At 51.6% G+C, this 15,842-nt stretch carries 15 protein-coding genes; 4 read left to right on the forward strand and 11 right to left on the reverse strand.

Annotated elements, in window-relative coordinates:
- Window positions 1-134 precede the first annotated feature (134 nt).
- Window positions 135-1,268, forward strand: coding sequence for a porin (locus OGY35_RS14280; protein ID WP_178824813.1), 1,134 nt, complete (start codon window positions 135-137; stop codon window positions 1,266-1,268).
- 101 nt (window positions 1,269-1,369) lie between these two features.
- Here OGY35_RS14280 and mnmH read toward each other — a convergent pair whose 3' ends face one another.
- The 7 genes from mnmH to ppiB all read right to left on the reverse strand — a co-directional run bounded on the left by mnmH (window position 1,370) and on the right by ppiB (window position 7,310).
- Window positions 1,370-2,440 (reverse strand): tRNA 2-selenouridine(34) synthase MnmH, encoded by a 1,071-nt coding sequence (gene mnmH / locus OGY35_RS14285; protein WP_286632607.1) that lies wholly within the window; start codon window positions 2,438-2,440, stop codon window positions 1,370-1,372.
- A gap of 97 nt (window positions 2,441-2,537) precedes the next feature.
- On the reverse strand, window positions 2,538-3,605 hold the full coding sequence (purK, locus tag OGY35_RS14290; RefSeq protein WP_286632608.1) for a 5-(carboxyamino)imidazole ribonucleotide synthase: 1,068 nt from the start codon (window positions 3,603-3,605) through the stop codon (window positions 2,538-2,540).
- The gene (purE, locus tag OGY35_RS14295; RefSeq protein ID WP_152405595.1) at window positions 3,602-4,111 is read right to left on the reverse strand and encodes a 5-(carboxyamino)imidazole ribonucleotide mutase; all 510 of its coding nucleotides are present in this window, start codon (window positions 4,109-4,111) and stop codon (window positions 3,602-3,604) included. Before purE ends, purK begins: the two co-directional genes overlap by 4 nt.
- A 114-nt stretch (window positions 4,112-4,225) precedes the next feature.
- Window positions 4,226-5,167, reverse strand: a complete 942-nt coding sequence (locus OGY35_RS14300; protein ID WP_152405594.1) for a DUF1848 domain-containing protein — start codon at window positions 5,165-5,167, stop codon at window positions 4,226-4,228.
- Entirely contained in the window at window positions 5,164-6,000 is an 837-nt protein-coding gene (locus tag OGY35_RS14305) for a hypothetical protein (RefSeq protein ID WP_286632609.1), read from the reverse strand. The genes OGY35_RS14300 and OGY35_RS14305 overlap by 4 nt, the downstream gene beginning before the upstream one ends.
- Before the next feature lie 90 nt (window positions 6,001-6,090).
- Window positions 6,091-6,813 carry a UDP-2,3-diacylglucosamine diphosphatase gene (lpxH, locus tag OGY35_RS14310; RefSeq protein ID WP_286632610.1) on the reverse strand — a complete coding sequence of 241 codons (723 nt, stop codon included), beginning with the start codon at window positions 6,811-6,813 and terminating at the stop codon, window positions 6,091-6,093.
- Window positions 6,814-6,815: 2 nt separating this feature from the next.
- Complete coding sequence (ppiB, locus tag OGY35_RS14315) at window positions 6,816-7,310, reverse strand: peptidylprolyl isomerase B (RefSeq protein ID WP_042324369.1); 495 nt, start codon at window positions 7,308-7,310, stop codon at window positions 6,816-6,818.
- Between the two features lie 174 nt (window positions 7,311-7,484).
- Here ppiB and cysS point away from each other — a divergent pair, with 174 nt between their 5' ends.
- A complete protein-coding gene (cysS, locus tag OGY35_RS14320; RefSeq protein ID WP_286632611.1) occupies window positions 7,485-8,870 on the forward strand; it encodes a cysteine--tRNA ligase in 1,386 nt (461 codons plus the stop codon).
- A gap of 104 nt (window positions 8,871-8,974) precedes the next feature.
- Here the strand turns inward: cysS and OGY35_RS14325 are convergent, their stop codons facing one another.
- On the reverse strand, window positions 8,975-9,499 hold the full coding sequence (locus OGY35_RS14325) for a metal-dependent hydrolase (RefSeq protein ID WP_178824910.1): 525 nt from the start codon (window positions 9,497-9,499) through the stop codon (window positions 8,975-8,977).
- A 242-nt stretch (window positions 9,500-9,741) separates the two neighbouring features.
- Between OGY35_RS14325 and OGY35_RS14330 the strand changes: the two genes are divergently transcribed.
- Together OGY35_RS14330 and OGY35_RS14335 are read left to right on the forward strand one after the other, a co-directional pair.
- Window positions 9,742-10,209, forward strand: a complete 468-nt coding sequence (locus OGY35_RS14330; RefSeq protein ID WP_178824912.1) for a YuaE family lipoprotein — start codon at window positions 9,742-9,744, stop codon at window positions 10,207-10,209.
- A 238-nt stretch (window positions 10,210-10,447) separates the two neighbouring features.
- Entirely contained in the window at window positions 10,448-12,736 is a 2,289-nt protein-coding gene (locus tag OGY35_RS14335; protein WP_286632612.1) for an FKBP-type peptidyl-prolyl cis-trans isomerase, read from the forward strand.
- Between the two features lie 41 nt (window positions 12,737-12,777).
- Here the strand turns inward: OGY35_RS14335 and malI are convergent, their stop codons facing one another.
- The 3 genes from malI to ybcJ form a co-directional block, all read right to left on the reverse strand.
- Complete coding sequence (malI, locus tag OGY35_RS14340; RefSeq protein WP_286632613.1) at window positions 12,778-13,794, reverse strand: Mal regulon transcriptional regulator MalI; 1,017 nt, start codon at window positions 13,792-13,794, stop codon at window positions 12,778-12,780.
- An 84-nt stretch (window positions 13,795-13,878) separates the two neighbouring features.
- Window positions 13,879-15,378, reverse strand: a complete 1,500-nt coding sequence (locus OGY35_RS14345) for a PTS transporter subunit EIIC (protein ID WP_046477120.1) — start codon at window positions 15,376-15,378, stop codon at window positions 13,879-13,881.
- A 250-nt stretch (window positions 15,379-15,628) separates the two neighbouring features.
- Window positions 15,629-15,841 carry a ribosome-associated protein YbcJ gene (ybcJ, locus tag OGY35_RS14350; protein ID WP_042320912.1) on the reverse strand — a complete coding sequence of 71 codons (213 nt, stop codon included), beginning with the start codon at window positions 15,839-15,841 and terminating at the stop codon, window positions 15,629-15,631.
- Window position 15,842 lies beyond the last annotated feature (1 nt).

Below are 15,842 nucleotides of genomic sequence, written 5' to 3' on the forward strand. Positions count from 1 at the left end.
TCTTAGTAGCATAAATTGATAACCCCTCGCTGTTTAACGGCACAAATCATTAAAAACCCGCCAACACGTCAGTGTTAATACCAGTTAATATTCAATTGCTGAATAGTTAGCAGGAAATCTATCAAGGAAAAATAATGACTATAAAAACAACAGCGCTGGCGGCATCGATCGGCGCAGCAGTGGCATTGACGTCTTTCGCCTCTCAGGCGGAAATCACCGTTCTGAAACAAGATCCGCAGGCGGGCAATCCGCTGAGCCGTCTCAACTTTACCGTTGGCGGGAGTATTCGTCCTCAGTTCCAGAACATGACGGGCGATGACGGCGCAAATGGCTATAAGCGTAATGGCTTCGACGGCGGCACTCGTTTCCGCTTCGCGGCAGATTACTATCTGTTTGATGACATCAGTTGGATCAGCTTCTACGAGCTGGGCGTCAACATTCCGGCGCAGTTCAACTGGGACAACCACTATGCAGACGGCGCACACGACACCACCCGTCGTATGCTGTACACCGGTCTGAAGAGTAATACCTGGGGTACGCTGACCTTCGGTCAACAGAACAGCATCTACTACGATGTGGTCGGTGCAAAAACCGATATCTGGGACTACGACATGATTGGTCAGGCACCGGGTAACGGGATTAACGGCGACTACGACGGTTCTTACCGTTCCCGCAAGATGCTGAAATATAAGAAAACGGTTGGCGATGTCGATCTCTACGCTTCTTACCTGTTCAGCGATGACTACAACCCGAACAATGGTCTGAACTACAAACGTAAAGGTGGCGGTTCACTGGGTGCGGATTATCATATTACTGACGATCTGAGCTGGGGTACGGCGTGGAACTACACCCGTGCGGAAATACGTGGTAACAGCAACAAAACGTACGATCAGAACATCGTGGGTACCGCGCTGAGCTGGACGCCGGATAACTGGACCTTCTCCCTGGGCGGCGGCTGGTACCAGAACTTTATGACCACCAAAAAAGTGTCTGTTAACGATTACTTTGCCGGTGATGCGTGGGGTCTGGAATACTTTGCAGGCTATAAATTCCCAATCAACCAGTATGCGTTGAAATCCGTTCAGCCGTACTTCATGGGCGATCGCATTGAATACGTGAATGGTCGCAACTACCTGCGTACCGACAACGGGGTGGGTATCAGCTTCCAGCTGGATTACGGTTTCCGTGTTGATTACGAACACGTCTTTACCTCCAGCACCGACAACCTGGGCGATATGAACCTGGTGCGTCTGCGTTACGACTTCTGAGTCTGATGCTGTGCCCGGTGACGCTGACGCTTACCGGGCCTGGAGGACTGTGGTGATTTGTAGGCCGGATAAGACGTGTGCGCGTCGCCATCCGGCAATTTTTAGTGGCTCAGCCACTGAGCAACCTCTTCAAATGTCCCGCGAAAAACAACCTTCCCGGCTTTCTTATCCAACTGATAGCGATACATCGGATCGTAATACTCTTCCAGCAGCGGCACTAACCAGCTGAAATGCGTCTCGGTGCTGCCGGTTCGACGCTGCTCATCCAGCGCCACGTCCAGCTTTGCGGTCAACTCGTTGAATCGCTGTAAACCCAGACGCCGCTTAATTGCACAAAGCCCATGATGCAGATAGTCGCTGTATTCCCGCCATCCCTGCTCTTCACCATACGCATGGGTGAAATCATGATGCATTCGCACAAAATACTCTTCACGCAGGCGCTCAAGACGCCGCTCGAACGGATCGTCAATCACGGCGATAGTGGCCTGGGCCATGCGCTCGCGCAGACATTCCGGCAGATGGTTAGAGCCAATCATCCGGCCTTCATCTTCCAGCACCCAGCGCGTGGCCTGCTTTTTGAGAAGCGTCACCGCCAGTAGATTTTCGAAACTTGCCTGACTGAGCTGGGGTTCCAGAGTGCGGCCAAAAGAGGAGCCGCGATGACGGGCCAGGCCCTCGAGATCCACCCCGTTTTCCTGCTGTTGCACCAGCTGCGTTTTGCCATTGCCGGTGCAGCCGCCAATCAGCACAGTCGGTTTTTGCACCTGTTCTTCCGTGGCGGCAATCGCGGCCTGGCGTAGCGCCTTGTAGCCGCCTTCGATCAACGGGTAATCCACGCCAGACTCGCGTAGCCATTGCTGGACAATGTGGGAGCGCTGACCGCCCCGGGCGCAGCAGAGGTAGCCCTGCGGGTGTTGCCGGCAGGCTTCGCGCCAGGCATCCAGACGCTGCTGGCGAATGTCACCGCAGACAAGTTGATGACCGAGTTCAAGCGCGGCTTCCGGCCCCTGGCGTTTATAGCAGGTACCCACGGCGGCGCGCTCGTCATCATTCATTAAGGGCAAATTTATCGCGCCCGGCATTGCGCCCTGTTGAAATTCAACCGGCGCGCGGACATCGATTAAAGGCGTATCGGCGGTAAGGATCGCGCGATAGTCCGTTCCATCGTTCATGTTAAATCCTGAAAAAAACAAACAGCAATGGGCGGGATTTTACGCGCTGAAGGAGAGGGCGGGGAAGCATAAGTTAAACTTCCCCGCGATATAAGGCTTATTTGAGCTGAGTTTGTGCCCAGAGGATACCGCTGGCGTATTCCGTCGGCAGCAGCGGGGAGAGCGCTTCCAGCGTGGCGCTCAGGCGCGCAGTGTCGCTGTCGGTCAGATTCAGGTGACCGACTTTGCGCCCCGGACGCACTTCTTTGTCGTACCAGTGCAGATGCACTAACGGCAGTTTCAGCCAGTCGTAATTGAGGTCGCTGCCAATCAGATTCACCATTACCGACGGACTGTCGACCACCGGTGCCGGTAGCGGCAGACCGGTAATCGCCCGCAGATGCAGCTCAAACTGGCTGATGCTGGCACCGTTTTGCGTCCAGTGACCGCTGTTATGCACGCGCGGGGCCAGTTCGTTGATCAGCAGCCCTTCCGGAGTGACAAAACACTCCATCGCCATCACGCCGACGTAGCCCAGTTCCTGCATGATAGCGGAAAGCATCGATTCGGCCTGCGCCTGCTGTTTTGCATCAGCCCGCGGGAAGGCGACGCTGGTGCGCAGAATGCCGTCCTGATGCAGGTTACGCGTCAGCGGGTAGAACACCGTGCTGCCGTCATGCGCGCGCGCGCCGACGAGGGACACTTCACCTGAGAAGTTGATACCCTGCTCGACAATGCATTCGCCGTAGTTGTCATCCGGCAGTTGATCGGTTTCACTGGCGCGTAAACGCCACTGACCACGGCCGTCATAACCGCCGACGCGACGTTTCACAATGGCCAGTTCGCCTAAACGGTTAAAAATGGCGGGCCATTCGCTTTTGTCCGCCAGCAGCTGCCACGGGGCGGTCGCCAGGTCGAGCTTATCGAAAAGCTGTTTTTGCGTCAGACGGTCAGCAATGATCGGGAAGACATCGCGGTTCACGAAGGCCGGATGACGTGCCAGTTCACGCGTTAAGGCGGTTTCCGGCCAGCGCTCGATTTCTGCGGTAATTACGCTCTGCTGAAAAGGGACGGCGGCCGGTTCCGCATCCAGGCCAACTGGCCAGACGGCGATGCCCAGCGGTTCACCAGCCTGACGCAGCATACGTCCTAACTGACCGTTGCCCAGTACGCAAACCTGTTTCATGCCGCACCTCGCGGATCCGGATTCTCCAGCACCTCATCCGTTTGCGCGTTGCGCCAGTCGGTCAGGCGCTGATGCAGCGCTTTATCGTGCGTCGCCAGGATCTGCGCTGCCAGTAGTGCTGCGTTAGCCGCACCCGCTTTACCAATCGCCAGCGTACCGACCGGAATGCCGCGTGGCATCTGTACGATAGAGTACAGACTGTCGACGCCGCTTAGCGCCGCGCTTTGTACAGGAACACCCAGTACCGGCACCAGCGTTTTCGCCGCAATCATACCTGGAAGATGGGCTGCGCCACCCGCGCCAGCAATAATCACCTGATAGCCGTTCTCTTCAGCGCTTTCGGCAAAGCTGAACAGTTTATCGGGGGTGCGGTGGGCAGAAACCACTTCAACGTGGTGCGGGACGTCCAGGATTTCAAAAATTTCGGCGGCGAACTGCATGGTAGCCCAGTCACTTTTGGACCCCATCACGATGGCGACACGCGCCGGATTATTGCGGGAAGACATGCGTCTGAAAACTCCTGTGGTGCGGGACACACTGCTTTTGAGGCCACAAAGAATAGCACGTTATATCGGCAAGGAAAACGGTTGCGTGCCTGGATTTTAAGGCCTCTGACGGCGTCAAAATAGTGTTGGCTGGAAACGTACCGGTTCTAGCAGAAGCGGATCAACCCCATCTGTACCCCCTAACAAAAAAGGACTCTCTGGAGAGTGCTTTTTGAAATTGCTGTTGGCTTGATTCTGATTGTAGGTCGCGTAGCAATACTGACATCCATGCAGACAGGTGTTGTAGGTACCGATGTCTATGCTCTTCACACATCCACAGGCCTCACGTTGACCTGAATCTTTGCTATTGGGTATGAATAAGCCAAATAAGTCATTAATTAGCGCCTCATCAATACACTTACCGTGCTGAATGCCTTGCCCGGTAAGATTGACTTCTTCGGCGCAGGAGTAGATATCCAGTCCGTGTTGTCGGGCAATTTCTGATAATCTTTGCGACAGCGTTAAACAGAGTTCATGGTTTTGTGTGATATCGCTGTATATGAGCGAATCAATAGCCTTAAGGTTTTTTTCCGTCTTTTGATAAAAATCAGCGAAGCTAATCACGACGCGTCGGGTATGACCTTCTAATTCGGTGGCGATCTTACTGAACAGGCGAACATGTTCGTCAAAAGGAAGAAGGTTTGAAAAAAGAATAGGGTCATAACGCCAGATGACTTTTTCAGCGCCAATCTTTTCTGACAGTCGTTTAAAAACCTCGAGTGCTTTATGCGGATTTAAGGTTTTAGACTCAATCAACCGCGGATATCCGGTGAGGGTGAACTGGAAGTAAAAACGGTGGCCGATCTCCGAGAGTTCATCAAGATAAGGGAGCAGTTTCGTAGGATTGCGTGTCCAGAATACGATCGCATCAACATCTTCAGGAAGCAATGACACCCGAGAGACCTGGTGATAGTTAAAGGGATTTCGGGTCAGCAAAAAACCCGCGCGAATGCGGTTCATTAACCACTCACTGTAGAAAGCGGGTATATCGGTGCGACGGCTGGCGCTAATGATCATCGCGTATATTCCAGTATTTGATAGTCAAGATATCTGTTCGTTAAGATAGGATAATCTCTGACCTTGCATCTACATTCATTATCTTTGTCCTGGCAAAGTACTATACATTCTTTTGGATAATCAAAGTGGACATCTATCGCTTTTAAACCCGTATTGGCATGCCCCATGTATTGAGTGACGGTGTGTTTATCCGCAGTCTGAAAATCATGGCGGATTAATTCATTATGGATGTGTTCGAAAATTTTGACATGTGCACTGGTTTGATCAAGTGAAGTATTGACATAAGAATTGAGAAAGTAGAGTTTATCTTTTTTAGTTTTTGAAATTTCCTGAGCGAGGTGTTCAATATCTGATGACTGCTCAATATCCTTAATTGATTTCGGGAAAATAAACACATCAAATTTCCCCAGAATCTTAGTGCTGATTTGATTAACAGAACGCGATGTCAGATATAAATTGTCATTTCCTTCTGGCAGTAGTCGCCGAGCTTTCCAGCGACATACATCATAGCCATAATAGTTAAAGTTAATGCCATCAAGGTTATGAAGGAGGGCAAAGTAATCGGGATATAACCCACACCCCATAGAGGCAATGTTGACGTCGGTTACGTTATTTTTACTTAGCCTTTTCTGAAGTGAGTTAGCTAAAATACAGTACTCAAAATAATAAGCAGGGAGGTATTTTAAAGCATATATTTTTTGGTATACCTCGTCATCATAGTTACCATTTAAAGGTAAAAGTTCTGAATGGTCACATAAAAAACCATCTCTCATTAAGCTCCGATGAAAACTAAGTACCGTAGTACGGATAAAATCCTGATCAATATTCATCATTACCCTTAATTCTTAAATTTGTTTTAGCATAGCCATCCAAACTTAGAGGGTAATGATCTGGGTCATTATTTTATAATGAGGATGTTTTTTTCAAAACGGGAAAGCGATCAGCTCCACATCGTCCGGCGTGACTTTGACCATCGAGCCTTCACTATGCCAGGCACCTAATACGACGCGGAAGGCGGGTTCGCCGTTGACGGTGAGCGCGTGAACATCAGGGCGGTGGGTATGACCGTGAATCAGCCACTGGACGTGGTGTTTTTCCATCTCAGCGACAACCGTATGTTTGTTGACGTCCATGATCTCCAGTGATTTGCTGCTATTGGCGGCTTTGCTGTTGGCTCGCATCCTGGCGGCCACACGCTTGCGTATAAACAGCGGCAGGGCAAGGAACAGCGTTTGCAGCCAGGGCTGATGGACTTTCGCGCGAAACGCCTGATAACCCGCATCGTCGGTACACAGCGTATCGCCGTGCATGATGAGTACCCGTCGACCGTACAGATCGAGCACGTTTTCCTGGGGGAGCAGCGTCATGCCGCTTTCACGGGCAAAGCGCTTGCCAATCAGAAAGTCACGGTTGCCGTGAATGAAAAAACAGGGGACGCCGGATTCGACAACCGCTTTAATGGCGGCGGCCATTTCATGGTGTAGCGGGTTGGGATCGTCATCGCCAATCCAGGCTTCGAACAGGTCGCCCAGGATATACAGCGCGTCAGCCTGACGGGCTTCACCGGCTAAAAAACGCAGAAAACCGGCGGTGATCGCCGGTTCTTCCGTGCAGAGATGAAGATCTGCAATAAACAGTGTCGTCACAATTACTCGCTGACGGTCACGTTTTCGATAATCACGTCTTCTTTCGGTACGTCCTGGTGCATGCCACTGCGACCGGTAGACACGCCTTTGATTTTGTCTACAACGTCCATACCTTCAACCACTTCTGCAAATACACAGTAGCCCCAGCCCTGCATGCTTTCGGCGGAGAAGTTCAGGAAATCGTTGTCGGCTACGTTGATGAAGAACTGCGCCGTCGCGGAGTGCGGAGCCTGAGTACGCGCCATTGCCAGTGTGCCACGGGTATTTTTCAGACCGTTGTTAGCTTCGTTTTTGATAGCGTCTTTGGTGGCTTTCTGTTTCATGCCAGGTTCAAAACCGCCGCCCTGAATCATAAAACCGTTAATCACACGGTGGAAAATGGTGTTGTTGTAAAAACCTTCGCGACAGTAGTCCAGGAAGTTTTTAACTGTTTCAGGCGCTTTATCATCAAACGTTTTGATTACGATATCGCCGTGATTAGTGTGGAAAGTAACCATTTTTGCATCCTGTTCCGATATAGTGGTGCTTTAACCCAACGAAGGGTCAGAGTTAGGGAGGTGTTATAGCATAACCGCACGCTGCGATCACCTCGCAAAGTGTGCTGCTTCCCGTCCCAATTATGGGTATTATACAGACTTTGTTATCCACACACGTCTTACACGGAATCTTCGATGTTAAAAATCTTTAATACACTGACGCGCCAAAAAGAGGAATTCAAACCTATTCATGCCGGGGAAGTCGGCATGTACGTGTGTGGTATTACCGTTTACGATCTCTGTCATATTGGTCATGGCCGTACGTTTGTGGCGTTTGACGTGGTTGCTCGCTATCTGCGCTTCCTGGGCTACAAGCTGAAGTATGTGCGTAACATTACCGATATCGACGATAAAATCATTAAGCGCGCTAATGAAAATGGCGAAAGCTTTGTTGCGCTGGTGGATCGTATGATCGCCGAGATGCACAACGATTTTGATGCGTTAAATATTCTGCGTCCGGACCTGGAGCCGCGCGCGACCCATCATATCGCCGAAATTATCGAAATCACTGAACAGCTGATTGCCAAAGGCCATGCCTATGTGGCGGACAACGGCGACGTGATGTTCGATGTCCCGACCGACCCGAACTACGGGCAACTGTCACGCCAGGATCTGGATCAACTGCAGGCCGGTGCGCGCGTGGACGTGGTGGATGTGAAGCATAACCCGATGGACTTCGTGTTGTGGAAGATGTCCAAAGAGGGCGAGCCGAGCTGGCCGTCACCGTGGGGCGCAGGCCGTCCTGGCTGGCACATTGAGTGTTCCGCGATGAACTGCAAACAGTTGGGTAACCACTTTGATATCCACGGCGGCGGTTCTGACCTGATGTTCCCGCACCACGAAAACGAAATTGCCCAGTCCACCTGCGCGCATGACGGTGAGTATGTGAACTACTGGATGCACTCCGGGATGGTGATGGTTGACCGCGAGAAGATGTCCAAATCGCTGGGTAACTTCTTTACCGTGCGTGACGTGCTGAAGTACTACGACGCGGAAACCGTGCGCTACTTCCTGATGTCCGGCCACTATCGTAGCCAGTTGAACTACAGTGAAGAAAACCTTAAGCAGGCGCGTTCTGCGCTGGAGCGTCTGTACACCGCGCTGCGCGGGACGGATAAGTCTGTCGCACCCGCCGGAGGCGAGGCGTTTGAAGCACGTTTTGTTGAGGCGATGAACGACGATTTTAACACGCCCGAAGCATACTCCGTGCTGTTCGACATGGCGCGTGAAGTGAACCGTCTGAAGGCAGAGGATATGGCCGCAGCAAATGCGATGGCGTCTCACCTGCGTAAGATTTCTGGTGTGTTGGGACTGCTGGAGCAGGATCCGGAGGCGTTCCTGCAAAGCGGCGCACAGGCGGACGACGGAGAAGTCGCAGAAATTGAAGCGTTGATTCAACAACGCCTGGATGCCCGTAAAGCCAAAGACTGGGCGGCTGCGGATGCGGCGCGCGATCGTCTAAATGAGATGGGCATTGTGCTGGAAGATGGTCCGCAGGGAACCACCTGGCGCCGTAAGTAATGTTCTTGCCGGATGGCGGCTGATGCCTTATCCGGCCTGGAAAATACGGGAGCCGTGCCGGATAAAACGCGTTGCGTCGTCATCCGGCAACGCGCTCCGGTAATTTAATGCTTCCTGTACCACCACAGCACTCCCATCAACATCGCTCCCGGCAACCATACCCACAATAACTCGGAAAGAATGACCTGATGCCCGTATGGCGTGGTATAGCGCGACAGGGCAAACGGCGCGACCTTAATCACCTGCCACGGCGCAAAGAAGCGTTCGTTTGACCACGGCCACAGCCAGCCTACGCCTTTGCCACCGGTGGTTATCGAATCCAGCAGGCTGTGCGACAGCAGTGAAACCGTCAAAAATAACCAGCAGCGTATTAACCCGGCTTTAAACCATCGTCGCCCCACCCACACGCAGAGTAACGGAACCAGTAACGCGAACAGTAGCGAATGGGTAAACCCGCGATGTCCAAACACGTTTCCATAAGACACCCCGAGTTTAAACGAAAGCACGTCGGCGTCCGGCAGCATCGCAAGAGCGATCCCGACAAACAGTAAGCGTGGGGGGATTACTTTCAACCCCAGACCCAGTCCAAGGCAAATCGGGACGGCGGCGTGGGTAATAATGGTTGGCATAACAATTATCCGAAATAAGTGAATACATTAATATATCCCTGGTGAGATGTATTTTCCACGTGAATAATGTTTTTGATTAATAACGTTTCTGTGAATGTGTTTGGGTTCTGAATGAAATCCTAAAGTGATTTTTTTTGATAATGAAGCATTGTGTAGCACTTTTTTAAATGTGCATAATCAGAAGATACTCTATTCTTCATTTTTTCTACATTAGCAGACAGCCGTTTTTGAGGGGCTTTATTGTGACGACTTATCGTAAATCGAACAGATATGTCAAAAGGGCGTTAAATATATTACTAATAATAACTCCGGTTTTTCTTACCGGCTGTCAGCATCGTTCGCAATCTCAGTCATTAGCAGGGAAAAATTCCTCAGCTTCCGTTGTATCCGCGCCATTGCCTTCGCCTCAGATAACGCCTGTTACGCCAGAAGCAGCAAGCGTCGGGGCCTCTGAAGGTGCGGCTTCTCTCTGCCAGAAAGAACTTGTTGCTCTTTCTAAAGTGAATCAGCGTCAATATGCTAAAAAGAAAGCGGACTTTGAACAATTGCTGGATAGTGCGTCTGTCTATACGTCCGTGCGCGAGGATATCGGTTCACAAACGCGGGATACCATGGATGCGCTGTATAAATATAAAACACAAAAGCTGTGCAGCGATATTGAACAAACCGTTCGTCAATCTTTAATTAACAGGGGAGAGAGTTTTAAATGATCGTGTTAAAAATAAAACCTCTTTTTTTTTTACTCTTCCTTTAGTGATTTGTAGTGTTACTGTTGGTGACGTTTTTGCCAGAGATAATGCAGCCGCTGTACAGTCGTTGGATGTTATCACCTCTCAGACTAGTGATATTCCCGCCTTGCTGACAGAAAAGCCGATAAATCTACCTGCCCCCGTTATTTCAGCGCCGCGAACCGTTAAGAAACACACGTCAAAAACGGATAACCGTGATTTGCGTGGTATTCGGATTGCTCCTGTCAATGAGAAGGAGAACGCTGCGCTTCAACAGTCGCTCCGCGATGCGCAAAAACAAATCGCGACTCTGCAACAGCAGTTGGACAGTGCAAATCAACAACTTGAAGAGAACTCGAGCCAGTTGACGGCTTTACGTGGCGAACAAGATAAAGGTAACACCTCCACCGCAGCACAACAAAAGCAACTGGCAGAAAATTTGAATGAAATCAATAAACTGAAAGAAAAGGTGACCGACCAGCTTGCTGAGAAAGTGGCAAATTCTCTTGAGTTTGCCACGGAGAAAATGCGTGACAGTCAGGCGCTGATACAACTTAAAAAGCTATTGGCAGATAGCCAGAATCAGGTCGCTGTATTGAATAAACAGATTGCCGATCTGACGGCTGCGCAAGCGGCTAATGCCAAAGCACTGGCGGAAGCAAAGGCAGGCGACAGCAACGCCATGGCTGAACTGAAGCAGTCTCTGGAAAAGAGCCAGTCTGACTCGGCGGCCCTGAAAAGCGCGCTGACCGACAGCCAGAATCAGGGCGTTGCGTTGAATAAACAGATTGCAGAATTGACGGCAGAGCAAGTGGCTAATGCCAAAGCGCTGGCGGAAGCAAAAGCTGGCGACAGCAATGCCGTGGCTGAACTGAAACAGTCACTGGATAAAAGCCGGAATGAAACGGCAGCCCTGAAAAACGCGCTGACCGACAGCCAGAATCAGGGCGTTGCGTTGAATAAACAGATTACCGAACTGACGGCTGCGCAAACGGCTAATGCCAAAGCACTGGCGGAAGCAAAAGCTGGCGACAGCAACGCCGTGGCTGAACTGAAACAAGCATTGGGCAAAAGCCAGTCTGACTCGGCGGCCCTGAAAAACGCGCTGACCGACAGCCAGAATCAGGGCGTTGCGTTGAATAAACAGATTGCAGAATTGACGGCAGAGCAAGTGGCTAATGCCAAAGCGCTGGCGGAAGCAAAAGCTGGCGACAGCAATGCCGTGGCTGAACTGAAACAGTCACTGGATAAAAGCCGGAATGAAACGGCAGCCCTGAAAAACGCGCTGACCGACAGCCAGAATCAGGGCGTTGCGTTGAATAAACAGATTGCCGAACTGACGGCTGCGCAAACGGCTAATGCCAAAGCACTGGCGGAAGCAAAGGCAGGCGACAGCAACGCCGTGGCTGAACTGAAGCAGTTTCTGGAAAAGAGCCAGTCTGACTCGGCGGCCCTGAAAAGTGCGCTGACCGACAGCCAGAATCAGGGCGTTGCGTTGAATAAACAGATTGCCGAACTGACGGCTGCGCAAGCGGCTAATGCCAAAGCACTGGCGGAAGCAAAGGCAGGCGACAGCAACGCTGTGGCTGAACTGAAACAGTCACTGGATAAAAGCCGGAATGAAACGGCGAAGCTAAGTCAATCACTGACCGACAGTCAGAACCAGAGTGCCGCGCAGTTCAAACAAATAACTGATTTGCGCGCCAGCCTTAGCGACAACGATAAATCTCTGGCTAACGCGAAGAAGACGCTGACGGAAAACAAGACGCAGCAGGATGAGGCACAGAAGAAACTCCAGGAAATGACGGCGAAACTGGATGCGCAGAATAAACAAATTCTAACGCTGACGGCTACAAAGGCTGAGGCCGCGACGCCTGTGCCTGCTTCTGAAGAACAGCTTCGTTCTTATGCCTTGGGGACGCTGTGGGGGCAGGAAGTCAGAGGGGCGATGGCGAATTTTCAGTCTGATGGGTTCCTGCTGGAACTGCCGCAGGTGATAAGCGGGGTTTCTGACTCGATCAGAGGGAAATTTAAAGTGCCGGAAAGTACGATCATGGCTGAGCTGGATGTCATGAATAAGAAAGCAATGGAACTGCAGAAGAGTGCCAGCACCAAACCGAATCAGAGTAACAATTTCATCAGTACTTTTAGCCGCGTGCCGGGAACGAAACGGGCAGATATGGGCTACTACTACCGCATAACCCAGAAAGGGCAGGGTAAAATCGCGGCAACGGATGTGGTGGTGATTGCCGTTAAGGAAAGCCTTTCCAGCGGTAAAGTTATTAAAGATATGATGAAGAGTGGGAAGGTGCTGGCGTTGCCGCTGGGCAATTTCCCGCCACTTTTTAATTCAGCGCTCAGCAAAATGAGTAAAGGTGGCAAGTTGATTATGGCTGTCCCGCCCGAACTGGCTTACGGGGAACAAGGACGGCCACCGCAGATCCCGCCGTCTTCGACGATGGTTTACGAAATTACTGTTGTTGATGTACAACCTGCCGCAGGTCAATGAGCTCCATAACGTATGCCCGGTTTTGCCGGGCATTTTCTTTCCTACGCAGATTCCCGTGCGATAAGCTGACCTGACAGCGTGATCCGTTGCGTCTGTCTCTCTGGTTCTCTGAGCTGGCCGATAATTAATCCGGCGGCCTGTCTTCCGGTCTCTTCACTGGCGGAAGAGACATAAGTAAACGACGGAGAAGTGAGATTTACGTGCAGCATATCTTCAAAACCAATCAGCGCCACCTGCTGGGTCAGAAATACGTCTTTACCGAGGGTACGTCCAACCTGATGAATGCCGGAGATAGAGCCAATCATCGCCGCCGGTGAGTGGCAAAGCAGAGCGGTGATCGTGTTATTCTGTTCCAACAGATGGCGGGTGGCAATGCTGGCGGCGTGGGTATCATCGTCACAAGCAGGAGTCGATTCTTCTTTATAGACCATGCCATTTTGTGCCAGCGTATTGCGAAACCCCTGTAATCTCTGTTGGCGAATCAGACAGTCTGGTCGACCGCCAATATAGCCAATGCTGCGGTGCCCGCGTTCAATCAGATAGCGAGTGGCAAGGCTCGCCGCCTGACGATTATCGCGCATTACCAGATTACAGTTTTCTTCAATCAGCGATTGCGATACGACAACTAATGGTAAAGGGCACTGGCGCACCTGTTCAGGTAGCGCTGTACGGGTGGGGTCCGACGACAGATAAATGACGCCAGCCACACCTTGCTGCTTGAAAGAGAGAAAACAGCGCTCCAGGCTTGTCCGATCATCCTGTGGCTGACCCAGGAAAACCATAAAGCCTTGCTGTTCCAGCTCCTGAACAATGCTTGCCATCACCTTGATGGAAAAGCTGTCGCTGAAATCGCGCAGGATCAGGCCGATCAGATTGGACGTACTGGCGCGAAGATTCGCTGCGGCGATGTTATGAACATAGCCAAGCGTATTGATGGCAGCATGGACCTTCTCAATCGTTGCCTCTGAGATTTTCCCTTTCTGGCGTAACACCAGCGAGACGGTCGAAACCGAGACGCCCGCCTGCTTTGCGACATCAATAATGCTGACTTTCTTCAAAATCGCTCCCTGAAAATTACCGGTTATCAGCCAGATACGACAACGTCTCCCAGCGTACAGGAGACGTGTCATTCAGGCATCTTATTATTTGCCAATCATCGTGGACATGGTCTGGGCGATAAACTGTGCTCTCGCACCGAAAATCACCTGGATGCCGTTGTCGCCGACAAAGACCACGCCGCGCGCGCCGAGGCCGTTGAGACCATCTTTATCGACCTCGTCGCTTTTCGCCACTTCCAGACGCAGACGGGTGATACAGGAACCGACGGAGTCGATGTTCTGCGCGCCGCCCAGCAGGCCGATGATTTCAGTGGCAATTTCTGTATCCGTTTTGTCGTTCGCATTGGCGGTCACTTCGGTACGGCCTGGTGTTTTGATATCGAAACGGCGAATAACAAAGCGGAAGGTAAAGTAGTAAATCAACGCCATCGGCACGCCGATGATAATGGCGTTCAGGAAGTTGGTCTGATAGCCATTGAAGGAGGGCAGGATGCCAAACGACAGGTAGTCGATGAAACCGGCAGAGAACGACTTGGCAATATGCGCATGCAGCAGGTACATGGTCATATAGGCCAGCCCCGCCATAATGGCGTTGAAGACGTACAGAATTGGCGCCACGAAGATAAAGGTGAATTCAACCGGCTCGGTAATCCCTGTCAGGAAGCAGGTAAGCGCTGCCGAAAACAGAATACCGGCCGCAATTTTCTTATTCTTCGTGTGCGCTTCGTGATACATCGCCAGACAGGCCGCAGGCAGGGCAAACAACATCAGCGGGAATTCACCCTGCATGAATTTGCCGGCGTTCTGATAGGTATCACTACTGAAAGATTTGACCCCTTCCTCCAGCATTTTGAACCAGATTGTCTGGTCGCCGTGGATCACCTGACCGGCCTGAGTGGTGTAATCCCCAAAGGAGTACCAGAAGGACGGATACCAGATGTGGTGTAACCCGAGCGGGATCAGCGCACGTTCAACCAGGCCAAAGATAAAGGTTGAGACCGCCTGATTATCGCCGTTGACGACCACCGAAAGCGCATCGATACCGGACTGAATGTGTTGCCAGACGTAGGGCAGCAGCAGTCCCAGCACAAAGGAGAGAAACGCGGTGGCGATCGCCACAAAACGTTTACCGGAGAAGAAACCGAGGAACTCCGGCAATTGCATGGTGTGAAAGCGGTTATAACACCAGGCGGCGAGAATACCGCAGATCAGACCGCCAAAGACGCCCATTTGCAGAGTCGGGATACCGACCACCATGGCGTATTTTCCGCCCTGGGAGGCCATCTCCGGCGTGATGCTCAGCACCGTGCTGATGGTGATGTTAGTGACAAACACCGAGACCGCCGCCGACAGCGCCGCGATACCCGATTCTGAGGCAAGACCGACGGCAGAGCCGATGGCGAACAGCATCGGCAGGTTATCAAAGATAACGCCGCCCGCGTTCATCATCAGCGGCAGATGGAATTTATCCCCGAAGGCCAGCAGCAGGCCCGCAGCAGGAAGCAGTGAAATTGGCAGCATTAAAGCGCGGCCAATCATCGATAATTTAGACAACGATTTAACAAACCCTGATATCAGACTCATGCTGATTTCCCCCGAGTAGCGCTTTTTTAGCGCTGTTATTGTAAGTAGAACGTTATAGTAGAACGTTCTACTTATCGTGATGAAGGAGTGAGTTTCGCGCAACTTAAATTTCACGCTTCATCAAATGAAATGGTGATTCTTTGAAGTTGATCGATAATTAACCGTTATGGTCGTAGGGAGATAAAGAAAGAGAAGAGGGGGCCTCAACCCGACATCCCCGGAGGAGAGATCGGGTGAGGTGTCAAACAGCTCAGGCCGTTACGGTGATCGTCTGGCCGGCAAAGCTGACGGTTTGACCGGCCACGATTTTGCAGCGTTTGCGGGTTTCCACCGCGCCATCAACCTTTACCTGCCCTTCGGCAATGGCAATTTTCGCCTGGGCGCCGCTTTCACTCCAGCCTTCCAGTTTTAGCAGATCGCACAGTTCAACGTGAGGATGCTTGCCTAAAGAAAATGTCGCCATG

It is taken from the genome of Citrobacter sp. Ct235 (genome assembly GCF_030332305.1).
GTDB classification, from domain to species: domain Bacteria; phylum Pseudomonadota; class Gammaproteobacteria; order Enterobacterales; family Enterobacteriaceae; genus Citrobacter_A; species Citrobacter_A telavivensis.